At 40.9% G+C, this 24,290-nt stretch carries 19 protein-coding genes, 1 tRNA gene and 1 other RNA gene; 11 read left to right on the top strand and 10 right to left on the bottom strand.

The annotated features are described in order from the left end of the window. Positions 1-4: 4 nt before the first annotated feature. Positions 5-1,189, bottom strand: a complete 1,185-nt coding sequence (locus BN8908_RS06580) for a DUF418 domain-containing protein (protein WP_068689789.1) — start codon at positions 1,187-1,189, stop codon at positions 5-7. A gap of 269 nt (positions 1,190-1,458) precedes the next feature. Between BN8908_RS06580 and BN8908_RS06575 the strand changes: the two genes are divergently transcribed. The 4 genes from BN8908_RS06575 to BN8908_RS06565 all read left to right on the top strand — a co-directional run bounded on the left by BN8908_RS06575 (position 1,459) and on the right by BN8908_RS06565 (position 8,098). Then, a complete protein-coding gene (locus BN8908_RS06575; protein WP_021986487.1) occupies positions 1,459-2,571 on the top strand; it encodes an SEL1-like repeat protein in 1,113 nt (370 codons plus the stop codon). A gap of 159 nt (positions 2,572-2,730) precedes the next feature. Further along, positions 2,731-6,426 (top strand): phosphoribosylformylglycinamidine synthase, encoded by a 3,696-nt coding sequence (gene purL, locus BN8908_RS06570; protein WP_068689786.1) that lies wholly within the window; start codon positions 2,731-2,733, stop codon positions 6,424-6,426. Positions 6,427-6,549: 123 nt separating this feature from the next. Beyond that, positions 6,550-6,723, top strand: coding sequence for a hypothetical protein (locus BN8908_RS18480; RefSeq protein WP_154670135.1), 174 nt, complete (start codon positions 6,550-6,552; stop codon positions 6,721-6,723). A gap of 175 nt (positions 6,724-6,898) precedes the next feature. Further along, positions 6,899-8,098, top strand: coding sequence for an MFS transporter (locus tag BN8908_RS06565; protein WP_068692157.1), 1,200 nt, complete (start codon positions 6,899-6,901; stop codon positions 8,096-8,098). 4 nt (positions 8,099-8,102) lie between these two features. Here the strand turns inward: BN8908_RS06565 and BN8908_RS06560 are convergent, their stop codons facing one another. The 3 genes from BN8908_RS06560 to BN8908_RS06550 form a co-directional block, all read right to left on the bottom strand. Continuing rightward, positions 8,103-8,708 carry a response regulator transcription factor gene (locus tag BN8908_RS06560; RefSeq protein WP_068689784.1) on the bottom strand — a complete coding sequence of 202 codons (606 nt, stop codon included), beginning with the start codon at positions 8,706-8,708 and terminating at the stop codon, positions 8,103-8,105. Then, positions 8,695-9,396, bottom strand: a complete 702-nt coding sequence (locus BN8908_RS06555) for a hemerythrin domain-containing protein (protein WP_021986482.1) — start codon at positions 9,394-9,396, stop codon at positions 8,695-8,697. The genes BN8908_RS06560 and BN8908_RS06555 overlap by 14 nt, the downstream gene beginning before the upstream one ends. A gap of 129 nt (positions 9,397-9,525) precedes the next feature. Continuing rightward, positions 9,526-9,597 (bottom strand) — tRNA-Glu (locus BN8908_RS06550). A 252-nt stretch (positions 9,598-9,849) separates the two neighbouring features. On the opposite strand from BN8908_RS06550, the gene BN8908_RS06545 reads away from it, so the two are divergent. After that, positions 9,850-11,583, top strand: coding sequence for a thiamine pyrophosphate-dependent enzyme (locus tag BN8908_RS06545; protein ID WP_068689782.1), 1,734 nt, complete (start codon positions 9,850-9,852; stop codon positions 11,581-11,583). Positions 11,584-11,612: 29 nt separating this feature from the next. Here BN8908_RS06545 and BN8908_RS06540 read toward each other — a convergent pair whose 3' ends face one another. Both BN8908_RS06540 and BN8908_RS06535 read right to left on the bottom strand, forming a co-directional pair. Continuing rightward, positions 11,613-12,884, bottom strand: a complete 1,272-nt coding sequence (locus tag BN8908_RS06540; protein WP_068689781.1) for a sensor histidine kinase — start codon at positions 12,882-12,884, stop codon at positions 11,613-11,615. Further along, complete coding sequence (locus BN8908_RS06535) at positions 12,881-13,567, bottom strand: response regulator transcription factor (RefSeq protein WP_068689779.1); 687 nt, start codon at positions 13,565-13,567, stop codon at positions 12,881-12,883. Before BN8908_RS06535 ends, BN8908_RS06540 begins: the two co-directional genes overlap by 4 nt. 207 nt (positions 13,568-13,774) lie before the next feature. On the opposite strand from BN8908_RS06535, the gene BN8908_RS06530 reads away from it, so the two are divergent. Together BN8908_RS06530 and BN8908_RS06525 are read left to right on the top strand one after the other, a co-directional pair. Then, the gene (locus BN8908_RS06530) at positions 13,775-14,767 is read left to right on the top strand and encodes a PepSY-like domain-containing protein (protein ID WP_021986478.1); all 993 of its coding nucleotides are present in this window, start codon (positions 13,775-13,777) and stop codon (positions 14,765-14,767) included. Positions 14,768-15,076: 309 nt separating this feature from the next. Then, positions 15,077-16,081, top strand: a complete 1,005-nt coding sequence (locus BN8908_RS06525) for a D-alanine--D-alanine ligase family protein (protein ID WP_068689777.1) — start codon at positions 15,077-15,079, stop codon at positions 16,079-16,081. Here BN8908_RS06525 and BN8908_RS06520 read toward each other — a convergent pair. Beyond that, positions 16,032-17,225, bottom strand: coding sequence for a hypothetical protein (locus BN8908_RS06520; RefSeq protein ID WP_068689775.1), 1,194 nt, complete (start codon positions 17,223-17,225; stop codon positions 16,032-16,034). The two genes, BN8908_RS06525 and BN8908_RS06520, sit on opposite strands and share 50 nt — an antisense overlap. A 247-nt stretch (positions 17,226-17,472) precedes the next feature. Here BN8908_RS06520 and BN8908_RS06515 point away from each other — a divergent pair, with 247 nt between their 5' ends. Then, positions 17,473-18,450, top strand: coding sequence for a tyrosine-type recombinase/integrase (locus BN8908_RS06515; protein ID WP_082989229.1), 978 nt, complete (start codon positions 17,473-17,475; stop codon positions 18,448-18,450). An 85-nt stretch (positions 18,451-18,535) separates the two neighbouring features. On the opposite strand, the gene ssrA is transcribed toward BN8908_RS06515, so the two are convergent. Beyond that, positions 18,536-18,932, bottom strand: a transfer-messenger RNA (tmRNA) gene (ssrA, locus tag BN8908_RS06510). Positions 18,933-19,091: 159 nt separating this feature from the next. After that, positions 19,092-19,649, bottom strand: a complete 558-nt coding sequence (locus BN8908_RS06505) for a manganese efflux pump MntP (RefSeq protein WP_021989016.1) — start codon at positions 19,647-19,649, stop codon at positions 19,092-19,094. Positions 19,650-19,855: 206 nt separating this feature from the next. On the opposite strand from BN8908_RS06505, the gene BN8908_RS06500 reads away from it, so the two are divergent. Beyond that, the gene (locus tag BN8908_RS06500) at positions 19,856-21,340 is read left to right on the top strand and encodes a sulfatase-like hydrolase/transferase (protein ID WP_068689773.1); all 1,485 of its coding nucleotides are present in this window, start codon (positions 19,856-19,858) and stop codon (positions 21,338-21,340) included. 22 nt (positions 21,341-21,362) lie between these two features. Further along, positions 21,363-22,334 carry a GSCFA domain-containing protein gene (locus tag BN8908_RS06495; RefSeq protein WP_068689771.1) on the top strand — a complete coding sequence of 324 codons (972 nt, stop codon included), beginning with the start codon at positions 21,363-21,365 and terminating at the stop codon, positions 22,332-22,334. On the opposite strand, the gene BN8908_RS06490 is transcribed toward BN8908_RS06495, so the two are convergent. Then, positions 22,292-22,819 carry a hypothetical protein gene (locus BN8908_RS06490; RefSeq protein ID WP_068689769.1) on the bottom strand — a complete coding sequence of 176 codons (528 nt, stop codon included), beginning with the start codon at positions 22,817-22,819 and terminating at the stop codon, positions 22,292-22,294. The two genes, BN8908_RS06495 and BN8908_RS06490, sit on opposite strands and share 43 nt — an antisense overlap. A gap of 172 nt (positions 22,820-22,991) precedes the next feature. Between BN8908_RS06490 and BN8908_RS06485 the strand changes: the two genes are divergently transcribed. Beyond that, on the top strand, positions 22,992-24,284 hold the full coding sequence (locus BN8908_RS06485; protein WP_068689767.1) for an L-cysteine desulfidase family protein: 1,293 nt from the start codon (positions 22,992-22,994) through the stop codon (positions 24,282-24,284). Positions 24,285-24,290: the final 6 nt, after the last annotated feature.

Genomic DNA, 24,290 nt, shown 5'->3' with positions numbered 1-24,290 from the left:
GCCGTTATTTTTTGCCCCCGATCCAGGTGGCTTTTTTCCAAAGCCATTCGAAGGGTCCGTTTTTATGGGATTTCATCCACCAACAGGCAAAGCCGTATTGCAGGAGAAACAATACGATTCCGATAAAAAAACTTGCGGTAATTCCCATGTGTTTGTGTAATGCAAATCCCCAGCCATAGAACAACAGGGAACCCATGATCGATTGAGTGATGTAGTCTGTCAGGCTCATTCTGCCGTAAGGGATGAGTCTGCGCATGAGTCGGGCTATTTTAGAGGAGTAGAACAACAGGATCAGAATTGATATGATAAATACCATGAAAGCCAGATTGGCCAGGGATTGAAGGATGAGGTTCAGTGGTATCGTGACCGCTGTATTTGAGATAAATTCAGGCAGGATGCTGACTAATCCTGTCAATGGGAAAAAGACGATGATGCCGGTGAGTAGAGCTCTGAACCAGAATTTCATATTTTCTTCTGAATATAGGAATTTACCGGTACGCCCGATTAACATACCGAACATGAACAGTGCGGCCGTCTGGAATATACGGCCGTGTTCCCAGGCCCATGTGAGGCTGGCCAATTGGCCTTCCCACAAGTTCATTTTCAATGTTTCCCAGAATGTGCCGTTTTCCTGTACGGCAAATGCCTGTGTAAAATAATAACCGGCCAGTTGTTTATCTCCTGTATAAGCCGGGTCGGTTAAGGCCGAAAATACGTCCCAACAGGCTATAGGTTGTAACATTAAGAAGGTAGCAGTAATCAGTATCCAGCGGGTACTCCACCGGCATACGGCAATCAGGACAAAGCCAACCATGGAATACATAACCAATATTTCGGCCGTGAAGAACATGGCGTTTAGATTGCCCAGGAGGAACAATAGTGCCAGACGCCAGGCAAACCGGCCTCTGAAATCTTTTCCTTTTTCTCTTTGCCTGTTTTCCTGAATAAAGAAACTGAATCCGAAAAGTAAGGCAAATATGGCATAAGCTTTGCCACCGAAAGTAAAAAACATGGATTCCCAGATTACCGTATCGGTGAATTTCAGCCATTCTCCCGTCACTTCGGGGAAGGAATAGAAGTTGTAATGTTCGATGCTGTGTAAAACAATAATTCCCATTACCGCAAATCCACGTAATATGTCTGCGATGTCAATGCGTCCGCTTGGCGTCGTACCTCTTGGTGTTTCCATGTGATTAAGGTTGAGATAAATAGCTGTTATGCGAAGAATAAGTATTCCTCTCTGATGGAACAAAGATAACAAATATATGATAAATTGTAAATTTTAGATTGAGGGTGTGGTTGGTAAGGAAAAGAAAGTTGTCTGATGATTTAAAATTATATTTAAGAGCATAAGGATTAGGATTTGTAATTTTGAATATTTATCTTTAAAAAGTTAAAATTTTGAATTGCAGATAATTGTATGAAATAGGTTAACCGATTGGTTTTTAATGCAGTACTATGAAGGTTTATGTAAAAAGAATGATATACGGTGTGTTGGGTGCCGTGGTCATTGTTATAGGGATTATATATTGGTATATGAATCGTCCGGAGGTATTGTGGGAGAAGGCTCAAAAGGCAAGGGGAGAGAAAGCGGTGAGTTATTTGACGCGTTTGTCGAAGAAAAGCGATCCGGAATGGAGTGGTAAGGCATATTATAAATTATTTTTAAGGGGTGATGGGGATACTTCTTTACTTATGGCTGCTGCCGTCAGGGATGAGCCTGGGGCCTGTTTGTTTTTGGGACAGAAGTATAAATCGGGTTGTGAATGGTTGAATCAGGATGTGAGCAAAGCACTGAAGTATTTGAAGTTAGCGGCAAAACTACCGGAAGGAAAATATGTTTATGAGGCGGATTGTGAATTGATAGAAATTTATTTGTTTGATTCCCGTTTCAGGGATTATGATGAGGCTGCCCGGCTGGTCCGGAAGTATTATGATCCCAATGCAGGTTTTTCGACCCGGAACAGGTTGGCTAGAAATTATGCCGGAATACTGACTTATATGGGGAAAGGGGGATACAGCCAGAATATGGATAAGGCTTTTGTATTGTTGAAAGATGCCCAAAGAGGAAGTGCAATGTTTTATTTGGGAAATGTATGGTTGCGCAAGTCCTTGTACGGCACTGAACGAATGGAGTATTGTATGACAGAGGCTATGAATTGCTATGTGACGGCTTTTGGGGAATATGTGGAAGAGGAAGACAGGCGTATGCGGGATAAGATTCTTACTGATTTTATAAATGAGTATAATGCTGCCAACGATCGATCGCATATGTATGGAAGAGACGAATATTATTATACCGGTGCTGTCGTTGCGGATTGGGAGTCTTTTCGGAATTACGATACCCGTTTTGAGTATGACGGAAGGGTAAAAAGGAATATTCCTAACGGAATGGGTGTCGGAAAATGGGAATTGGAGAAAGAATTGTTTTGTGGCTTGTGGGAAGACGGATATCCCAAAGAAGGTATTTATGCTTTGAATAACGGAGATGTTTATGTCGGAACTTTGAATAAAGGAAAATTTGTAAAAGGGACTTATTATTGTCGGGATAATACAAAAGTACAGTATTGACGGTAGGTGTGAAGTGGGGTGTTTTTAGTTCCGGGTTTTAAATCCGGGACGATCTAAAACTTTATGTGAAAATCTTTGTTATCTGCGGGATATAGGGGTAAAATGCTTATCTTTGTACACTCGTAATTACTTGGAATAAATTATTATAGATTATAAAGCATGAGTATAGTTTTCTATCAGAAAGACGCTACGGTATATGCCGTACATTACAGGGCGTCTGAAAATCCTCTTGATGTCAGTAAGCTGGAATGGTTATTCAGCGGAGCTAAACGGTTGAAGGAAGATTCGCTCGACGGTTATTTTATCGGTCCTCGTCGTGAAATGATTACTCCCTGGAGTACGAATGCCGTTGAGATCACACAGAATATGGGTATCAGCGGCATTTTGCGTATTGAAGAGTTTATGAAGACCGATCGTGAGCAAACCCCTTTCGACCCAATGTTGAAGGCGTTTTATAAGGGATTGGATCAACATTCTTTTACAATAGACAAGAAGCCGGATCCGGTTGTATACATTGAGGATATACGTGCTTATAATGTACAGGAGGGGTTGGCCTTAAATGCAGACGAGATTGCTTATTTGGAAGGTTTGGCCCGGAAGTTGGGACGTCCGTTGACGGATTCAGAAGTATTCGGATTCTCTCAGGTGAATTCGGAACATTGCCGTCATAAAATTTTCAACGGTACATTTATTATTGATGGAGAAGAGAAAGAGAGTTCCCTTTTTAAACTGATCAAAAAAACATCGCAGGAAAATCCGAACCGGATCGTATCTGCTTATAAAGATAATTGTGCTTTTATTGAAGGACCGAGGGTAGTTCAGTTTGCACCGCATACCCATGATAAACCGGATTTTTATGAAGTCCGGGAAATCGATACGGTAATATCCTTGAAGGCCGAGACTCATAATTTCCCGACGACTGTAGAGCCTTTTAACGGTGCAGCGACAGGGACGGGCGGAGAAATCCGGGACCGTATCGCCGGCGGTCAGGCAGCCTTGCCCCTGGCCGGAACTGCCGTTTATATGACTTCTTATCCGCGTTTGGATGCAGACCGGGCCTGGGAGGAACAGATTAATCCCCGGAAATGGTTGTATCAGACGCCGGAAGATATTTTAATCAAAGCGTCGAACGGGGCTTCGGATTTCGGAAATAAATTCGGGCAACCGTTGATTTGCGGGTCTTTGCTGACGTTTGAACATGAGGAGGACGGACAGACTTACGGATATGATAAAGTGATTATGCAGGCCGGGGGAGTCGGTTTCGGTAATCGCGAACAAGCTATGAAACACACGCCCGAGGTCGGGGATAAAGTGGTGTTGCTGGGGGGAGACAATTACCGGATCGGTATGGGCGGTGGTGCTGTGTCTTCTGTGGATACAGGCGTATATGCCGGAGCGATTGAACTGAATGCCGTACAGCGTTCTAATCCGGAAATGCAGAAACGGGTTTGTAATGCGATCCGGGCTATGGCTGAAAGCGAAGTGAACCCCATCGTTTCCATTCATGACCACGGTGCAGGCGGGCATTTGAACTGCCTGTCGGAATTGGTGGAGGAAACCGGTGGTAAGATTCATATGGAAAAATTACCGGTCGGTGATCCCACTTTGTCTGCCAAGGAGATTGTCGGTAATGAATCACAGGAACGGATGGGATTGGTGATGAAAGAGAAAGATGTGATTACATTGCAGCATATTTCCGATCGTGAGCGGGCGCCGATGTATGTTATCGGGGAGACGACCGGAGATATGAAGTTCACTTTTGAGAATGCCAATACCGGAGAGAAACCGATTGATCTGGAATTGAAAGATATGTTCGGGAATCCTCCCAAGACGATTATGGAGGATAAAACGATACAGGAAAAGTATACCGGTCCGGAATATTCTGCCGATAAGCTGGAAGAATATGTCGAGCAGGTTTTACAAATTGAGGCCGTTGCATCGAAGGACTGGTTGACAAATAAAGTGGATCGTTCTGTGACCGGAAAGATTGCACGTCAGCAGTGTGTAGGTCCGTTACAGTTGCCTTTGAGTGATGTTGCCGCCGTTGCTTTGGACTATTCCGGTCATCGCGGTATCGCTACTTCCATCGGGCATGCTCCGGTGGCTGCTATGGCCGATGCTTCTGCCGGATCGCGACTTGCTATTGCAGAGGCATTGACCAATCTGGTATGGGCGCCGATTGAAAAAGGATTGAAAGGGGTATCTCTTTCTGCCAATTGGATGTGGCCTTGTCGTAATCCGGGTGAAGATGCCCGGTTGTATCAGGCTGTACAGGCTGCCAGTGATTTTGCTATCGAATTAGGCGTGAATATCCCGACCGGTAAAGATTCACTTTCCATGACTCAAAAATATGGGGACAAGAAGGTATATGCTCCCGGAACCGTTATTATTTCTACGGTCGGAGAAGTTACAGACTTCCGAAAGGTCGTGGTGCCGGTGTTGAAAAATGATCCGGCGACGGAGATTGTTTATGTCGATTTTTCATTTGATAAGCTGAAATTGGGCGGGTCCAGTTTTGCCCAGATTTTGAATAAAGTAGGTAGAGAGGTCCCTGATGTAAAGGATGGACAGTATTTTGCAGAAGCTTTCAAAGCTATACAGCAGTTGGTCGGGGAAGGGGTGGTTTTAGCCGGACATGATATTTCTGCCGGAGGTATGGTAACTGCACTTCTGGAGATGTGTTTTGCAGACAATCGGTTGGGATTGGATATCGATTTCTCTTTCCTGGCGGAAAAGGATATCGTCAAGATTCTGTTTGCGGAAAATCCGGGTGTGTTGATTCAGATTGCCGATAAAGATGCTAAGAAGGCGGCGGCTGTTTTTGAAAAAGTAGGAGTCGCTTATGCTTTCTTGGGAAAACCGGGAAAAGCCGGACAATTGAATATCCGAAAAGATGAGGCTTCCTGGATGTTGGATATTGCTTCTTTGCGCGATTTGTGGTTTAAAACTTCTTATTTGCTCGACCGTCGTCAAAGTGGCGAAGAAAAGGCGTTGGAGAGATATAAGAGTTATAAGCACAATGAGTTGAAATATAAATTTCCTGAAAATTTTACGGGCAGACTGGCTGATTTAGGGTTGGATATCCACCGGACGAAACCGTCGGGCGTGAAAGCTGCCATTATCCGGGAGAAGGGATGTCAGTGTGAGCGTGAAACGGCTTGGGCTATGCATCTGGCCGGTTTTGATGTCAAGGATGTGCATATGACTGATCTGATCAGCGGACGTGAAACACTGGAAGATGTGAATATGATCGCCTTTGTAGGCGGGTTTTCGAATTCCGATGTACTGGGATCGGCCAAAGGATGGGCGGGTGCTTTTAAATTCAATGAAAAAGCCCGTCAGGCCTTGGAGAATTTCTACAAACGTGAAGATACCTTGAGTATCGGTATTTGTAACGGTTGTCAGGTTATGGCGGAGTTGGGATTGATTTATCCGGAACATGAGGAAATGCCGAAAATGTTACATAACGATTCCCATAAATTTGAATCCGGTTTTGTAAATGTGACGATAGAGCCGAATGATTCCGTTATGCTGAAATCTTTGGCAGGCAGCCGATTGGGAATCTGGATCGCCCACGGAGAAGGAAAATTCAGTTTGCCGTATGCCGAAAATGAATATGTCATCCCGATGAAATTCAGCTACAATGCTTATCCGGCCAATCCGAACGGCTCCCCGTTTGCAACGGCTGCCATCTGTAGTAAAAACGGCCGTCACCTGGCTATGATGCCCCACCTTGAAAGAGCTATTTTTCCATGGAACTGGGCTTATTATGCAGAAGGACGTGCAGAAGATGAAGTGAGTCCGTGGATCGAAGCCTTTGTAAATGCCCGGAAATGGGTGGAAGCGCATAAGTAATATGGATTGACAAGCCGGAAAGACCGGCTTGGGTAATATAAAAGAAAAGCCGGGAGAACGCGATCATGTTATCGCATGTCCCGGCTGATTTTATAAATATGAGTTTACAACCGGATAAAAAAATTGGGAGAATGCTATGGTGTGTTTGAAGGAGAGGAATTGGTCGGGGAATATGTATTGTTGCCGCCCCGGCCTTTTACGGTGGAGTATAAACTGCCGGGAAGAGGGAATAATAAAGCCGATGTGTTGCCGTCCGGGAATGGCCCGAAAAATGACAGAGGCACATCAGGGGCGTAAATTGACTATCGGGAGTATTTTGCTTATATACCGTTTTTCGTTTGAAATCTTCGGAACAGTATAAAAGAGTTTACGGAAAGATATATTCAGGAAAGTGATATAACACCTGGTATTATTTTGTAATTTTGTGCCTGGGATTCCGCTTTTACTGCATTTATAATTTCCGAATAGTATGATGATAAAGGATAAGCTTCTTTCTCCAAGTTTTTGCTATATTCTTGCTGCTAATTTTTTATTGTTTTTTGCTTTTTATCTGCTTTTACCGGTATTGCCTTTTTATCTGAAAGAACAATTTTTAGCCGGTAAATCCATGATCGGTTTTATACTTTCTTGTTATACCGTAGCTTGCTTGTGTATCCGTCCGTTTTCAGGGTATATGCTGGATACGTTTAGCCGCAAGCCTTTATATTTGTTATCTTATTTTATTTTTACCGTTATTTTCGGTGGGTATATGCTGGCCGGGGCATTGGCTTTATTTATCACTTTACGTATTGTTCACGGTTTTGCTTTCGGTATGGTTTCTGTAGCGGGTAATACGATTGTTATTGATATTTTACCTTCATCGAGACGGGGAGAAGGGCTTGGGTATTACGGGCTTGCTAATAATATTGCGATGAGTTTCGGGCCCATGACCGGTTTATTTATGCACGGTGCCTGTTCCTATGAGGTTATTTTTACCTGTTCACTGGTGTCGGGCTGTTTAGGATTGATTATGGCTTCGTTGGTTAAGACTCCTTATAAACAACCGGTAAAGCGGGAACCTATTTCTCTCGATCGCTTTTTCCTGGTAAAAGGATTGCCTGCCGGAGTTTCTCTTTTGCTGCTTTCTATTCCGTATGGGATGACGACTACCTATGTCGCTATGTATGCAGAGGAAATCGGTATAAGGACCAGTTCGGGACTTTTCTTTACCTGTATGGCGGTGGGTTTGGCTGTATCCCGTATTTTTTCAGGACGGCAAGTGGATAAGGGCCGTATAACTCAGGTTATTTCTTTGGGTATGTATCTGGCGTGTATCAGTTTTTTTGCCCTTTCAGCCTGTGAAAGATTGATGGAATGGAATGCCGGAGTGACATCCGTTTTATTTTTGGGTATAGCCCTTTTGCAAGGTGTGGCTTTTGGAACAATGTTTCCGGCTTTTAATACTTTGTTTGTAAGTTTGGGTACGAACAGTCAACGAGGTACGGCGACATCGACTTATTTGACCAGTTGGGATGTGGGTATAGGCATCGGCTTAATGACCGGGGGTGTTGTGGCGGAGGCTTTCGGAGGTTTCAATCATGCTTACCTGATCGGAGGCTGCCTTACTGTCGTATCTACTTTATTTTTTGTTGTGAAAGTAGCTCCTCATTTTAACCGTAATAAATTGAGGTAGGTTTTTATTCGACTTCCTGCATTTCAATCAGATTATTGAGAATGGCAAACACCGTTAAGCCGGCCACCGATTTAATGCCGGTTTTCCGGGTAATATTTTTACGGTGTGTGATGACGGTATGAATTGAAATGTGATGTTGTTCGGCGATTTCTTTATTAATCATTCCTTTTGCCACAGATATCAGTATCTCTTTTTCTCTTTCCGTCAATTCGTTTTCCGGTGTTACCGGAGTTGTGGGATTTGAGTCTACGACCTGGGATAGTTTGCGGATCATTTTCCCCTGATCGTCGGCAATGTCTATTATGGCTTTGTAATGTTTTAAAATTTCCGGTTCTATGTATTGATAGACGAGTGCCACGAGGGGTATTTCTTCTTTCCCGTTAAAAATCTCTTCCACACAATGCCGGTATTTGAAATCGATAATCATCGGGTTTAAGATGATTAAATTCGGATTTAAATTCCGGATACGCTCGGTGTAATGGCTGCAATCGGCTAACACCGCAATGATTTCGAATTCTTTATACGGTTTTAATAATTCCTGGATACCGGCACTGATAATGGCTGAAGGCTCAATCAGAACGACCCGGTAATGTTTCTTAGTGTATGTCATAACCGTTTTCCAATTTTTGCACTAACGGAATCAGTATTTTGTCTTCAATCAAGGTGTGTTTTCCCAAATCTTCTTCCAATGAAAAGATGTCGAACAGAAGGCTTATTCTTTTCTGATTTTCCGAATGATCCGGTAAATATTTGATGATGATGTTTTTCAGATCGTTCAGCTTGTCTTCTATATTCGTGTGGTTTTGTTCGAATATATCGATGTTATAACCGCTTGTCTGTTTCCCTTCTTGTTTGTTCAGGATATAGGGGAAAACTGTTTTTTCTTCGTATTCGAAGTGGTTGATTACTTCATTTTTATATTCTTCAAAAAAGCGGTCGAATAGTTGTGCCTGTTGCTTATTGAGTTCCCGGGTTATCTCCGAAAGATTTTCCTGGATGTTTTGAAGACGGTTATATAGATAATAGGTATGCGAACGCTGTAAGTAAAGCAGTAGTTGCCGGATGTCGATTTTGGAAATATCTTCACTTCCGGGTAAGTAATGGTCGAAAGAATATACATTACATATCATCACCATCAATACCGGAGAGATATTACGTTTTTTACAGTATTCTTCTATGGTCTGATCACCGAACCCGAGGCTCATTTGGAAGCGGGGGAGCAACAGAAGCAGTTTATAATCGGCTAAGATCAACTCGGCCATTTTCATATCGCTATTGTAAAGAGAGGGTTTTATCATATTTTGCAGATATATCTTTTCGGAAGGCAAATTTAAAATTTGTCGGTTAGAAATTCAATCCCTATTTATGGGGATATCGAAGAAAAAGGATTATAAACAAAAAGAACCGGTAAAACCGGTCCTTTTTAGTAGCGCTAAGGGGAATCGAACCCCTGTTTTAAGAATGAGAATCTTACGTCCTAACCCCTAGACGATAGCGCCTCAATGGTGTGGTAAAATCGTTTTGATTTTGCGCGACAAAAATAGGATTGTTTTTTGAATTGTCCAAATTTTGAGCCGGAAACAAAAGATTATTTTTAAAAATACTTTCTGCTTGTGTGACTCGAACATTTTATAAAAAAAATCGTTTGTAAAAGAGATTTTATTGCTTTATGGCAGAATATTACCGAAGCGGAGATTTTCAAGGCTTATGAAAGGTCTGAAATAAAGCAAAACCCCTAAATACGATAAACGATGAAAGTTGCAGAACAATTGGTAGACATGTTGGTTGCTGCCGGAGTGAAACGGATTTATGCCGTGACCGGCGATAGTTTAAATCAGGTAAACGATGCTGTACGGAGGAACGGTAAGATACAATGGATACATGTACGGCATGAAGAAACCGGGGCCTTTGCAGCCGGAGCGGAAGCACAATTGCACGGTGGTTTGGCTTGTTGTGCGGGGAGCAGCGGTCCTGGTCATGTTCATCTGATAAACGGTTTATACGATGCCCATCGTTCGGGAGCTTCCGTAATAGCTATTGCTTCTACTATTCTATCGGAAGAGATCGGAACGGATTATTTTCAGGAGACAAATACGATCCGGTTGTTTGACGATTGTAGTTTGTTCAATCAATTGGCTGTAACTCCGGAACAACTACCGCGTATGTTGCAGGGAGGAATGCAGGCGGCTATTACCCGGAAAGGAGTTGCCGTAGTCGGTTTACCCGGAGATCTGGCTGCGGATACAACGGATAATTTATCTTCTTCACCTTGTGTATTTCCGGTTTCGGTAAGGGCTTGTCCTTCTTTTGATGAATTACAGGAATTGGCCGATATTTTGAATAATGCGGAGAAAGTGACTCTTTTTTGTGGAATAGGAGCAAAGGACGCTCACGATGAATTGATACAGTTGGCCGGTTTGTTGAATGCTCCGGTTGCTTATTCTTTTAAAAGCAAGATGGAAATTCAGTATGATAATCCGAATGAGGTAGGAATGACAGGGTTGTTGGGTATGCCTTCCGGATATGAAAGTATGCATGAAGCAGACGTATTGCTGATGTTAGGAACAGATTTTCCCTATGCTTCTTTTATGCCGGTACATAACCGGATTATTCAGATAGATATCCGGCCGGAGCGTTTGGGACGTCGTGCTAAAATAGAAAGAGGGTTGTGCGGAGATATAAAAACGACTTTACAGGCATTGATACCGCATATTTTGCCTAAGACCAACGATACTTTTTTACGTAAGCAATTGGCTCGTTATGCCGAAGTAAAAAAGTATCTGAGCGTGTATGTTGAAGATAAGGGAGGAGAGAATAAAATACATCCGGAATACGTCATGTCTGTCGTAAATGAACTGGCAGCCCGGGATGCTGTTTTTACGGTAGATACCGGAATGACTTGTGTTTGGGGAGCGCGCTATCTGGAAGCTACCGGACAACGTAAGATGCTCGGTTCTTTTAATCACGGTACGATGGCGAATGCGATGCCTCAGGCTATCGGGGCAGCTTTAGCTTATCCGGGAAGAGAAGTTGTCGCTCTTTGCGGAGACGGCGGATTGTCGATGTTATTGGGAGATTTAAGTACGATTGTACAGTATAAATTACCGGTGAAATTGATTGTATTCAACAACAGGGCTTTGGGTATGGTGAAATTGGAGATGGAGGTTGCCGGACTACCGGATTGGCAAACGGATATGCAGAATCCGGATTTTGCCAAAATGGCAGAAGCTATGGGAATGAAAAACTTTACCATACGGCACTCTGAAGAGGTTGCTTCTGTTTTGGGAGAGGCGTTTGATTTTGACGGTCCGGTACTCGTAAATGTTATGACAGATCCCAATGCCTTGGCGATGCCTCCGCAGGTCGAATGGGAACAAATGGTAGGGATGTTTAAATCTATGTATAAGCTTTTATTAAATGGTAAAGGCAAGGAAGTCATAGATACCATCCGCTCCAATTACAAACATATCCGGGAAGTTTTATAAAAACAGAATCCGGGAACTAATTATTCTGACTATGACTGTCTGACTTTCAGTTGTATATGAAATTCGTTTGTCGTCATGTCGATTCGTATATCGAGGTTGTTCTTTTCACATATACTTTTGACAATTGCGAGTCCTAACCCTGTCGCTTCTTTTTCGTGTCCCGATTTATTGAACCGGGCGAAAAGGTCGCCGGCAGGGATTATATTGTTGTAGGGATTCGTTACCGATAATGTAGAGTCGGTTGTTTGGATCCGGATATGGCCGTTTTTGATGTTGTACCGGATGGCATTTGACAGTATATTAGAGGTTAACATTTCAGCCAATAGGGGATGTAAGTAGAGTTTTAAATCGGCCGAATGTAATTTTTGTATTTTCAGGTTTTTCATTTCGATCATATCTTCATATGCTTGTAAAAAATCGTCAATGTAATTGTTTATGGAGATAAGTTTACCGGCAGGAAACTGGTCGTTGTTGATTTTTGCAATCGTCAGCATAAATCTGTTGAGACGGATGACACGGTCTACGGCACTGCTTACAGATTGAATCAGTTCCGTGTCTTTCATGCTATTCTGGTTGTTTTGTTGCAATAATTCAAGACGGGCCTTTACAATTGACAGAGGAGTTTGTAGCTCGTGGGAAGTCGTTTCTGTCAATTCACGTAAAGAAATATAGTCTTTCTGAATCCGGTCCAACATCCGGTTTAATACGCCATTTAATGTGTTGAATTCGTCAACCCGGCATTTGTTTACTTTTATTGTATGGAGGTTGAGCAGGTCGAATTCCTTTAACTGCTCCAATATTTGGTAAAAAGGATGCCAAAGGTTACCGACAAACCATTTGGTCCACCAGAGGGAGAACAGAGCAAATAAGATGAATAAAACCAGCAGGGATACACCTATGGCCCAAAGGACATCTTCGGTGTCTACTGTAGCTTGCCATAAAGTCAGCATATAATTATCGTTTTTCGTCTGTAGTGTGTAAGACAGAAGACGAAAAACTACCGTTTCTTTTTTATAAGGGCTGTACACCAATGTGTCACGGAAATATTCTTCCAGATAAATATCGGGATCTACGACTACGGCTGTTATACGACTATCGCTGAGTACCGGGTTGTCGGAGATAATCAGCGTGTCGTGTTCCCGGATGTAATGTTCTGTATTTTCCCGGTATTCTTTCAGTGTATGGTCGGCAGAACGGTGGATGAAGTAGGTGATGATACCGTAATGTGAGAGACTACCGATCATAAGTACCAATGATAGTGTCACCAGGGTATATCTTTTGTATATTTTGGATAGTTTCATTTTTCTTTCAGGGTGAATTTATAACCTACGGCATATATCGTTTCTATATAGTCTTCTGCTCCTGCATCCTGTAGTTTTTTACGTAATTTACGCATGTGTGTATATAAGGCATCGAAGGTATCGGCGCCGATACCCATATAGTCTCCCCACAAATGTTCTACGATGGCTTCTTTTGTCAATACTCTTTCCCGGTTGATAATCAGATAAGTGAGTAAATCGTATTCTTTCCGGGTAAATTCGATTTCGTTTTCGTTGACGAATACGGCATGTAGGTCGGGGAGAATCCGGATTTCGTTGTATTTGAATTCTTTTTGTCCACCGAAATTTCTTCGGCGCAGAACGGATTTCAATCGGGCGTTTAGTTCCGAAAGGTTGAACGGTTTTGCCAGATAATCATCGGCACCGATATCCAAGCCTTTGATTTTGTCGTCGGTTGAGTTGCGGGCGGAGATAATAATAATACCGGCATCGGCTTTACGGGATTTCAGTTTGTAGACAATGTCCAGGCCGTTTCCATCCGGCAGGGTCAAATCGACTATGACACAATCATAGTCATATAAGAGTATTTTTTCTTCTGCAGTGGCGTAATCGTATACACATTCACAGATGTAACCTTCACAGTGAAGATAATTTTCAATGGAACCCGATAAATCTTTTTCATCTTCTATAATCAGTAATTTCATAATTTTTTATGGTTTGAAATCAAAAATAAATAATAAAACCCATACAAACCGAGCTTTTGCACTAAATTTCAAAAAAAATGCCGGATAAAGTAAATGTTCAGAATTTCTTTAGAATTGGATATTTTCTTTGTTTTCCCAAATAAAAACGGGGTTGTCCGGATATAACGGCAAAAACTAAAAAGTATTGTGAAATTAAATTTTTATGTTATGAGCAAAAAATTATTTATTTTCGGTTTAATACTGGCCTTAAGTGCTGCATTTACGGCTTGTAGTGATGATGATGGAGGTAAAGGTTCGCTTGCCAGTAAGGAGGAGATATTGTTGAAAAAGTATCCGAAAGCGGCGAATATCAACTGGAAGAAAAGTAACGATAAAAAATACGATATCGCTACTTTTACTTTACCTAAAGTAACGCCCAGAGCTATGGATTCCAATGTAGATACCGTATCGGTATGGTTTGGGAATAATGACAACATCCGTTTGGTAGATCAGGAAATTTCGTATAGTGAACTACCGGAAGCCGTACGTCAATCTTTTGAGAAAACCAAATGTAATCCGGTAAAGGGAATTTCAGAACAGACATTGATCAATACCTTATATAGCGATGCACAGGTATGGGAAACCGATGATGTTTATAAATTAGAACGTGACGGTGTTGTATCTTATAAGATCGAAATGGAAAGTGTTCAGAATGAGGTGGAAATCGATCTCTATTATGATGTGCAAGGTATATTGCTCAAAGAAGTAGAGGATGACGGGGATCGGGAAGAAATGCCGCTTGAAATCCCGGATGCCGTTAAGGATTGGGTGGCCCGGAATCATGCCAATGCCGAAATTATCGATTATGAATCCGAGAAAGAGGATGGAGTCGTGGAACATGAGTTGGATTTAAAAGAAGGAAAGATAATTGTAGAGATTACTTTGGTGGAAGAAAACGGAACTCTTAAACTGGATGAAGAAGAGTATAACTATCCGGATATAAATGCTCTTCCTGCTGATATAAAAACTGAAGTGGAAAAGGCTATAGCCGCACAATCTGTCGTTACAGCAGAAGATATCGAAGACATTGAGATGGTTAAAGAGGAGGGGGCTGAAATATATACCATCGAATTTGAAAAAGGGGACGATGAGTATGAACTGAAAATTACCAGAAACAGCGATCAGACTATTACAGTCGGGGATATTGTTCTGGAATCCTGACAAACCAATTGAATTCAAACAGCCATTACAATGGAAAAGGTCGTTGATTGTCAACGGCCTTTTTTGTGTATTAATTCAGTAAGTCGTATCGTCTGAAATCTCTCATTGTCAATATCATTGTTCCGGTATCTTACCTGCAACCCAACGGCCGGTTTATCATTTCTGATTAAATATTTTAAAATCATTATCTGCGTAATTATGCTTTCTCAAACATGATATTCATAAATTTTATATTCATATTTGAATAAAAATATTAATAATTCGATAATTTGGATATATTTGTAGACAAATAAGTGATAACTTAATATTATGGACGATTTAAGATTAGTATTAATAGCTGATAGATTATACACAGATAATGTAGATGTGTCTTTTTCCTCTTCTTCTCTAGAACAAATAAGCGATGAATATTTCAATAATGTTTTTGAAGCCTTAAAAACTCTTTCTTCGCAAGTAGTCCATTACAATTCACCAGATGAATTTATAAATAACATTCAAAAGCATAAAAAGGATTTAGTTTTTACTATCTATGGAGGGGAAAGGTCGCGAAACCGCATGGCATTAATACCTGCAATATGTGAAAGTTATAGGATAAAATACTGTGGCGCTGATACATACGCTAGAATTATATGCCAAGATAAATATTTATCAAAATTATATTGTAATGATTTTGGTCTTAAATCAGCAAAAGGCTATTTGATTAGAGATATTAATGAAGTCCAATTATTAGATAATTTAGATTTCCCAATAGTACTAAAGCCTAACATGGAAGGAAGCTCTATAGGTATAACAGAAAACTCTTTAGTAAGCAATATTCACGAAGCAAATATACTTATAAGAGATTTGTTGAAAGTACATAAACAACCGATATTAGCAGAAGAATTTATAGGGGGAAAAGAAGTTTGCTTTTACATCATTGGAGATAATACAGGTTTAAAACTATTTTCAGCACTGGAGTTGTATTTCGAAGATGATGAATATTATATGCAAAAACATCTGTACTGTGCAAATTTGAAGCATCTTTCTGAAAAACTACGTTATAGAACTATCTTAGATAACATCTCATTATCTGAAATTGAAAAAATCAAGGCTATTTTTATCTCATTGGGTAAAATGGATTATATGCGAATAGATTGCAGAATAAAGAATGATGAATTGTATTTAATAGAACTGACACCCGATGCCCATATTGGAGCAGATTCTGGTTTTGGTTATTTGGCTTCTCGATTTGATATGTCGTACTCTGATTTATTTAAATCAATAATTAATACTGCATTAAACTATTATCGACCTCAAGATTCCAATTTGAGATAAAAGATAAACATCTATTTACAGTCGATTCAATATAATCGTTATCATTATGTTGAATCGGCTTATTATATAATCTAAAAGACCATATATTATTTATTATCAATGGTAGTTTATAAATTAATTCAATATATTTCTCTGCATTATTAATGTCTCCTATTTTTTCATAGAATTTAGAAATATTATAATAGCATCCTGCAGTAAGTTCAACACTACTAAATGTCCGTTGATCTAACCTTGTTAATAATGTTGATATAACAGATTTTGCTTCTTCATTTTCTTCACGCCAATCTAATAATGCTAAATAATTCATATAAAGAGCCGTTTTATCAAAGTCTCTCTGTGAAAGAGAGATAGCTCTATTAATATTCTCTTTTATTTCATTATTATAATTTCCTTGATATAAGTGTACTACAGAAATATTATTTAAAATAGAATGCCGTTCAATAACAACATTTTGTAATAAATTCCCTGCTATTTTGAATTGTCTTAATGCAATGCTAAATCTTCCCATCAATGCACTCTGAACACCATAAGTTATCCTAGAATAAGCTTCCATTTTGAAAGCCTTATATTTCTGGAAATGTTTTACACTCTCCCAAATAGGAGCAAGGCTATCTTGAAATGAAGTCTCGGAATAAATTAATTCTGCATTACGGAGGACAAAACCATATTCAAATAAATTGCAATATTTAGGATTATTGTATAATTCTGTATATTCCTGTAAAGCAATATCGTAATTCCCAATAACATAATTTATCATTAATCTTGTAGAACGAAGGGCTAATTCATAATTTATATTTTGGTGATTATTTGAATTCAATTCAAATTCACATAGACTTAAAGCCTCTTCTTTTTTTCCTATGTCTTCTAACACAAGAATTGTTATCAAATTTATTAGGGAACTATGATTATTAGTATCTTTGATTATCTCATAGGCTTTTTCCGAACAAGCAAGATTATAGTATAAAGAAATTAACCATGCATCAATTTTTTCTCTTGATGGAGTCGTTTTCTTTAATTTCTGTCTTACAATCAATACATATTCTATAATGCTCTCTGGGTATTTCGCTTTAAGTGCTTCAATATAAATTTCATTTAAATACGATACTATAACATTATCGAGATTTAGCTGTGAAGCAAAATACAATAACTTGCTTAATCTAACACTTTTTGAAACAAATGTAATAATGTTCTCATTCTGATATATATTATACCATAAATTTTTTGCTAATAATTTTTTTGAAAATAAAATGAGTGTAATAAATCCAGTAATAAATGTCTTTCATCATGTCTATTTACAAAATCGTCCATAATATTAAGTTATCACTTATTTATTCATACATTTGAACTCATAAGAAAGTCTATTTTGTCTTTTCAAAAACAATCCACAAATTATGAATATGCAAATCTTTACAAATGAACATGCTGTTCTTGCCGATAGTTCTATACATCAATTTTTGTTTCATTGTCGGTATGAGAAAAATCTGAATGATAAAACTTTGAATGCCTATGCGACGGATTTGAGGCAGTTTATCGGTTATATTCAAAATATGAATCCATGTGAGGATATTAAACAAGTGACCCGGGATATGCTTAAGAATTACTTTCAGGAAATATCCCATTTTAAGCCTAAGACGGTAAAACGTAAGATCGCTTCCTTGAAAGCGATTATGAATTTTCTGGAGTTTGAGGATGAGACATATGTCAGTCCGTTCCGGAAAATGAAGGTAAAATTCAAAGAACCTTATGTTTTGCCTGCCGTAATGACGATGGACGAAGTGAGGAAGATTTTTCAGTCGGTATATACGGAGCACCGGAACAATACATGCACGGATAATTATACTTATAAAGCCCAGGTCCGGAATATTGCCGTTATGGAATTGTTGTTTGCGACCGGAGTACGCGTATCGGAATTGTGTAATTTGAAATGTAGCGATATTGATCTTCAAAACGGTTTGGTAAAAGTTTTCGGGAAGGGGAGTAAGGAACGGATTATTCAAATCTGTCAAAGGGAGGTTTTGACAGCGTTGAAAAATTATTTCAGGTTATTCAAGCCGGTGACTTCATTTTTTGTCAATCGCCTGGGGTTGCCTTTGGCCCCTCAATCCGTGAGATTACTGATAAAAAAATATGCCCGGGCTGCCCGTATCGATAAAAGGATTACGCCGCATACGTTCCGTCATACTTTTGCCACTTTGTTGCTGGAAGAGGATGTTGATATCAAGTATATTCAAAATTTACTCGGACATAGCACTATTGCAACGACACAGATATATACCCATGTGAATGCGGAAAAACAGAAGAAAATACTTTCCACAAAGCATCCCCGAAGAAAAATGAATTTCGATGATAAACAGGTTATTGCTGTGTAACAGCGCGACCGGAAAGGAAACGAAAAATTTACGTTTGTTGTAATAAAATAAAAACTACTGATTTTTCAGTAGCTTTTATTTTAATCGGTGGAGCAGCAGGGAATCGAACCCTGGTCCAAACACGGAATCCATATGCTTTCTACATGCTTAGCTTTTTATTGGTTTTCGACGATGGTCCGGAAAAAAGCACCCAAGCCATCGCTTATCCTCTTGAATTTTCGCCTTTCGCCAAAGGTGGGCTCAGACTAACCTTATATTGACTGCACCCCGTATGCCGGCCGGAATAAGGTGGAACCACCGGCGGGATGTCTCGTCGCCGCTCCTTGAGCAGCAATTAAGCCAAAAATCTTCTAAAGATTAGGCAGCAAGAGCGTAATTATTTTCGCCAATTAAAGTTTTGTGTCCGGGATTAACGGGCCGTTTCACTGCTCCCGACATGCTTACATACCTATTCTTCATGCTGTCAAAGCCATGTCTGCCCCAAATTATTTCAGGTTGAAACCATGATAAATTCCCAATTGTCCGACCTAAAATATTTAGAAGGTATGTGAATGCAAAGATAGGAAATTAAAAGCGAAATGCAAATAGTTCGTTGAGGAGGAGAAACAGCAGAAAGAAATCGTAAATTTCAGTTGAAGTGTTTATTGAAAACAGGTGTGCTCGATAAGAATTTTGATCCCGATTCCGACTAATATGATACCTCCTAGTAATTCGACGTTAAAGCCTTTGATTTTACCGAAGTAGGAACCGCAACAAACACCGGACAAGGAAAGGAAAAATGTTGTAAATGCGATTATCAGAGTCGGTAACAGGATGGTTGTTTTCAGGAATGCAAAGCTGACTCCGACAGCCAAAGCATCTATACTGGTTGCGATACCCAGTGTGAGTAATGTCCGGGTGGAAAGCGAAGACAGGGAAGAGGATTCGTCCCGAAAGGATTCGTAAATCATTTTTCCTCCGAGATAAACCAATAAGATAAAAGCGATCCAATGGTCAAAGTCGGAAATGTAAGAACTGAATTTACTCCCGAGTGCCCATCCCAACAGTGTCATTCCTCCCTGGAAGAAGCCCATGATAAAAGCCATTTTCAGGGATTTCCGAATACAGAATTTTTTCATGAAAATACCACCGCTGATGCAAACAGCCAGGCTGTCCATCGATAAACCGAGTGCAATTAATATAATCGTCAGGTATCCCATGCATTGAATTTGAGTATGCAAAAATAAGAAAAAATACACTTTGTGAAACGAACCGGGATAAAAGTTATAATTTTTGTTTTAACGTTTGGAAACATTTTTAATAAAAAAGTAAGAAAAAGTTTGGTAATTAAGTTGTTTGTAATTATTTTTACACAAATTTGGTTTCGAATAAAATATCTGATTAATAAGTAGATACTTCTTAAAATATGAAGATGGATTTATTAAAGTTAGGCATAGTGCCGTTAGCAGCTTTGATGGCCGGTTGTGCCGGGAAGGCCAAGAAGGGAGAAAACAGGCCGAATATCATTGTCATTATGGCCGATGATCTGGGGTATGGTGATGTCAGTTGTTATGGGGCGGAAGAGATCCAGACTCCCGGAATAGACCGTTTGGCGGAGGAAGGTTTGCGTCTGACGAACGGACATTGTACTTCGGCAACCAGTACTCCCAGCCGTTTTGCTATGTTGACGGGGATGTATCCCTGGCGGGTAGGGGCGTCTATATTACCGGGAGATGCTCCGATGTTGATTAAGGAAGATATGCCTACTTTTCCGAAAATGTTGAAACAGGCCGGCTATGCGACGGGAGTGGTCGGCAAATGGCATCTGGGGTTGGGAAATGGTAATTTGAATTGGAATGAGCATATAGCTCCTTCTCCGAATGATGTCGGGTTTGATTATTCTTATATTATGGCGGCTACGAACGACAGGGTACCGACGGTGTATGTAAGGAATGGGGATGTTGTGAATCTGGACCCCGATGATCCGATTGAGGTGAATTACAGAATGAATTTCCCCGGGGAGCCGACGGGTAAGGATAATCCGGAACTTCTCCGGTTGCATCCGAGTGTGGGGCATAATATGTCTATTACCAACGGTATTCCGCGTATCGGTTATATGAAAGGCGGAAAGTCTGCTTTGTGGGTGGACGAAGATATGTACAGTGTATTTTTGGAGGAAGCAAAAAATTATGTGAAAAAACACAAGGATGAGCCTTTTTTCTTGTATTATGCTTTGCATCAGCCGCATGTACCCCGCTTGCCGAATATCATGTTTGCCGGTAAGTCAAAACTGGGGGCCCGGGGGGATGTGATACTGGAGGCTGATTATTGTGTGGAGGAATTTTTGAAATACCTGGATGAATTGAAATTAACGGAGAATACCATTGTCATTTTTACCAGCGATAACGGTCCGGTTTTGGATGACGGTTATAAGGATATGGCGGAGGAATTAAACGGAGTACACCGGCCTGCCGGTCCTTTTGCAGGATGGAAATGTTCGCCTTATGAGGGAGGAGCACGTATCCCGATGATTGTTCGGTGGCCGGAGAAGGTGAAGGCGGGTACGACATCGGATGCTTTGGTATGTCAGTTGGATTTCTGTCCTTCTTTTGCTGCTTTACTGGAGCAGCCTTATGAAGTAAGAGATGGGATGAATGTGTTGGACGCTTTATTGGGAGTTGCGAAGGAAGGACGGGAATGTCTGGTGTTGGAAGGATATGGTATCGATTTGTGGTTGAAGGAAGGGAATTGGGCTTGTATTCCGGAATATACAAACCGGAGAGGTGAAGTTGTCGGAGCGCGGCTCTATGATCTGGAGGCAGATATTGCCCAACAGTATAATTTAGCGGAAAAGTATCCGGAGCGGGTAAAGGAAATGACGGAAAAACTGAATGGAATAAAAGGATACTGAATATAACCGGATTTGAAAGATCATGGAATTTCGAACAAGGGTTGAGATAGAGACCGTACAGAGTAGGGTGGATTATGATTCCCGGATATGTATGCTGGGCTCGTGTTTTGCTGAGAACATAGGACAACGGTTGAAATATTATCGGTTTCGGACAGAGTTGAATCCTTGCGGAATTGTTTATAATCCGATGTCGGTAGCAAATGTTTTGAAGTTGATGCTGGAAAAGTATCGTTTTACCGAGAAAGACCTTTTGTATAATGCTGATAAATGGGTGAGTTTGTATCACCACGGTTGTTTTTCAGCTCCGACAAAAGAGTTGTGTCTTGAGCATATCAACGAGCGCTTGGGACGGGCGGCCGATGGGTTTGAGAAAACGGATTTATTATTGATGACTTTCGGTACCGCCTGGGTGTATCGATACAAAGAGAGGGGAATGATTGTCGCCAATTGTCATCGTTTTCCTGCGGGTGATTTCGAGCGTTTTTGCCTTACCCCTGAAGAGATTGTCGGTGCATATCGACTGCTGATACGGCAATTACGTGAAGTCAATCCGAAGTTGAGGATTGTTTTTACGGTAAGTCCGATACGGCATTGGAAGGATGGTGCACATGGCAATCAGTTGAGTAAAGCCGTACTTTTATTGGCAATAGATAGGCTGGTACAGGAGTTTCCTGAGGTGTATTATTTCCCTGCCTATGAAATCGTTATGGATGAATTGCGGGATTACCGTTTTTATGGGGAGGATATGTTGCATATATCGTCTTTGGCTGTGGAGTATATATGGGAGAAATTCAAGGAAACATGGATATCTCCGGCTATAGAACCTCTGATGAAACGGGTCGATAAATTGAATAAAAGTTTGGCCCACCGTCCTTTTTCGCCGGAAAGCGATGCTTACCGGATGTTTCAGCAACGGTTACGCCAAGAAATCGAAACGTTGCAACAAATGAATCAAAGTATTGATTTTACTTCGGTGTCTTCTTCCGGCGTTTGAGGTTCCGGATGGCTTACTTTTATCAAATCGCTGACCGGAATATCCATTTTTACCGGGTAGCTGGACGGATATTTACGACGGATACGTTTCAGCATCGGAATACAATCCAGACGGTTGCGGAAATTCCCTGCCCGGATTTTAAAATCCGGATCGAAGTAGTTGAGGTATACCGGTATATCCGGGAATTCGGTTTCGAAGTCTGTTTTCATTTGCTGCAGACGTTCAATGGAATAATCATAGGAATTTCCCGAAAAAATCTGAATGCGGTAGCCTGTCACTGTTTTTTGTTCCCGGTTCATACGAATGTGGAGCTTTACCACATCATTAGCGGCAGTTTCTCCCTTGAAATTCACCGTTCCTCCGTTGTCGTTTATTTGTATAAATTCTTCAAATAAGTCCGGTAAAGTTTCTATTTTCACGGAATCGGGGGTCTGTCCGAAAATGGTGTTTGAACACAGTAGCAATATGACGATGATCCGATACATAAAACGACAAATTTTGTGCGAAGATAGAAAATTAAAGTAGAAATATCTCTCTTTTATCCTTTTTTTCTGACTGGAGCTGAAGTGTTAAAAAATATTAATAATACGCTTGATTGTATCAAAATGTAACAGAAATGAATAAATTTGTTACAATTAAAAATAAAAAAGTAACGATATGTATCAGGTTACAGATGAACAGATTATAGAGATTTTAAGACAGGAGTCCGTGCCTGCTTTAGGATGCACTGAGCCCGTAGCCTGTGCATTGGCGTGTGCCCGTTGTCGGGAGGAATTAGGAGGAGTTCCGGAACAGATTGAGGTGTGGGTGAGTGGAAATATTTATAAAAACGGGATGGGGGTCGGGATTCCGGGGTCAGGGATGACGGGTTTACCTATAGCGGCGGCCTTGGGCGCTGTATGCGGAAAAAGTATGTATGGCCTAGAGGTGTTGAAAGATGTATCTGTCGGTGATAATTTGGAGGTCGCAAAAAATAAGGTGACGGAAGGGGCTGTTTCCGTGAAAATGAAAGAGGATGCCGTGGACAAGCTGTATGCAGAAGCGATATGCCGGAAGGGGAACGATACGGTGCGGACTGTCATCGTACATGCCCATACGAATATCGTGTCGGTGGAGAAGAACGGAGAGACGGTCTTTAAAAAGGAGTACACGGTAGATGCATGTGATAAAAAGGAACGTCCCGAATTGAGTGTTGCCCGGATATGGGATTTTATACAGACGGTAGATATATCCCGTATCGAGTTTGTATTACAGGGAGCAGAGATGAATAAGGCTATTTCGAACGAGGGGTTGAAGAGTGCTTATGGTTTGCAGATAGGACGTACTTTGCAGGAGAATATTGCTAAGGGACTTTTGGAGGACGATTTGTTGAACAATGCCCTGATTCAGGCGACGGCGGCTTCGGATGCCCGTATGGATGGATGCGAGAAGCCGGTGATGACGAATTCGGGTAGCGGGAATCAGGGAATTACGGTTATTTTACCGGTAGTGGTTGCAGCGGAACGGTTGGCATCGACCCGGGAACAGTTGACGAGGGCATTGGCTTTGAGTAATCTTATAGCAGCCCATATTCATTATTATTTGGGGCATTTATCGGCTTTATGCGGTATCCTGATAGCGGGTACCGGATCGGCTTCTGCTATTACTTATTTGATGGGAGGGGATTATGATAAAGTCGTGAATACAATCAAAACGATGTGTTCGAATTTGACGGGGATGATGTGTGACGGGGCAAAACAAGGATGTGCATTGAAAGTGTATTCCGGCGTATCTGCTGCGGTACAGGCGGCTTTATTGTCGATGAAAGGGATCAGGACAAATAATGACGGTATCATCGAAGACGATATAGAACAAACGATTCGGAATGTCGGTATTATCGGTACTGCGGGAATGGAGCAGACCGATAAAACGATATTGGATATTATGACGAAGAAGAGAACGAACTATTGAAACCGG

The sequence above is a fragment of the Culturomica massiliensis genome (assembly GCF_900091655.1).
Taxonomy (GTDB): domain Bacteria; phylum Bacteroidota; class Bacteroidia; order Bacteroidales; family Marinifilaceae; genus Culturomica; species Culturomica massiliensis.
This window is presented reverse-complemented; position numbering and strand designations above follow the sequence as displayed.

Coding starts and splice junctions, on each gene's coding strand:
- BN8908_RS06580 (WP_068689789.1), bottom strand. CDS start 1,189: ATGGAAACACCAAGAGGTACGACGCCAAGCGGACGCATTGACATCGCA.
- BN8908_RS06575 (WP_021986487.1), top strand. CDS start 1,459: ATGAAGGTTTATGTAAAAAGAATGATATACGGTGTGTTGGGTGCCGTG.
- purL (WP_068689786.1), top strand. CDS start 2,731: ATGAGTATAGTTTTCTATCAGAAAGACGCTACGGTATATGCCGTACAT.
- BN8908_RS06565 (WP_068692157.1), top strand. CDS start 6,899: ATGATAAAGGATAAGCTTCTTTCTCCAAGTTTTTGCTATATTCTTGCT.
- BN8908_RS06560 (WP_068689784.1), bottom strand. CDS start 8,708: ATGACATACACTAAGAAACATTACCGGGTCGTTCTGATTGAGCCTTCA.
- BN8908_RS06555 (WP_021986482.1), bottom strand. CDS start 9,396: ATGATAAAACCCTCTCTTTACAATAGCGATATGAAAATGGCCGAGTTG.
- BN8908_RS06545 (WP_068689782.1), top strand. CDS start 9,850: ATGAAAGTTGCAGAACAATTGGTAGACATGTTGGTTGCTGCCGGAGTG.
- BN8908_RS06540 (WP_068689781.1), bottom strand. CDS start 12,884: ATGAAACTATCCAAAATATACAAAAGATATACCCTGGTGACACTATCA.
- BN8908_RS06535 (WP_068689779.1), bottom strand. CDS start 13,567: ATGAAATTACTGATTATAGAAGATGAAAAAGATTTATCGGGTTCCATT.
- BN8908_RS06530 (WP_021986478.1), top strand. CDS start 13,775: ATGAGCAAAAAATTATTTATTTTCGGTTTAATACTGGCCTTAAGTGCT.
- BN8908_RS06525 (WP_068689777.1), top strand. CDS start 15,077: ATGGACGATTTAAGATTAGTATTAATAGCTGATAGATTATACACAGAT.
- BN8908_RS06515 (WP_082989229.1), top strand. CDS start 17,473: ATGAATATGCAAATCTTTACAAATGAACATGCTGTTCTTGCCGATAGT.
- BN8908_RS06505 (WP_021989016.1), bottom strand. CDS start 19,649: ATGGGATACCTGACGATTATATTAATTGCACTCGGTTTATCGATGGAC.
- BN8908_RS06500 (WP_068689773.1), top strand. CDS start 19,856: ATGAAGATGGATTTATTAAAGTTAGGCATAGTGCCGTTAGCAGCTTTG.
- BN8908_RS06495 (WP_068689771.1), top strand. CDS start 21,363: ATGGAATTTCGAACAAGGGTTGAGATAGAGACCGTACAGAGTAGGGTG.
- BN8908_RS06490 (WP_068689769.1), bottom strand. CDS start 22,819: ATGTATCGGATCATCGTCATATTGCTACTGTGTTCAAACACCATTTTC.
- BN8908_RS06485 (WP_068689767.1), top strand. CDS start 22,992: ATGTATCAGGTTACAGATGAACAGATTATAGAGATTTTAAGACAGGAG.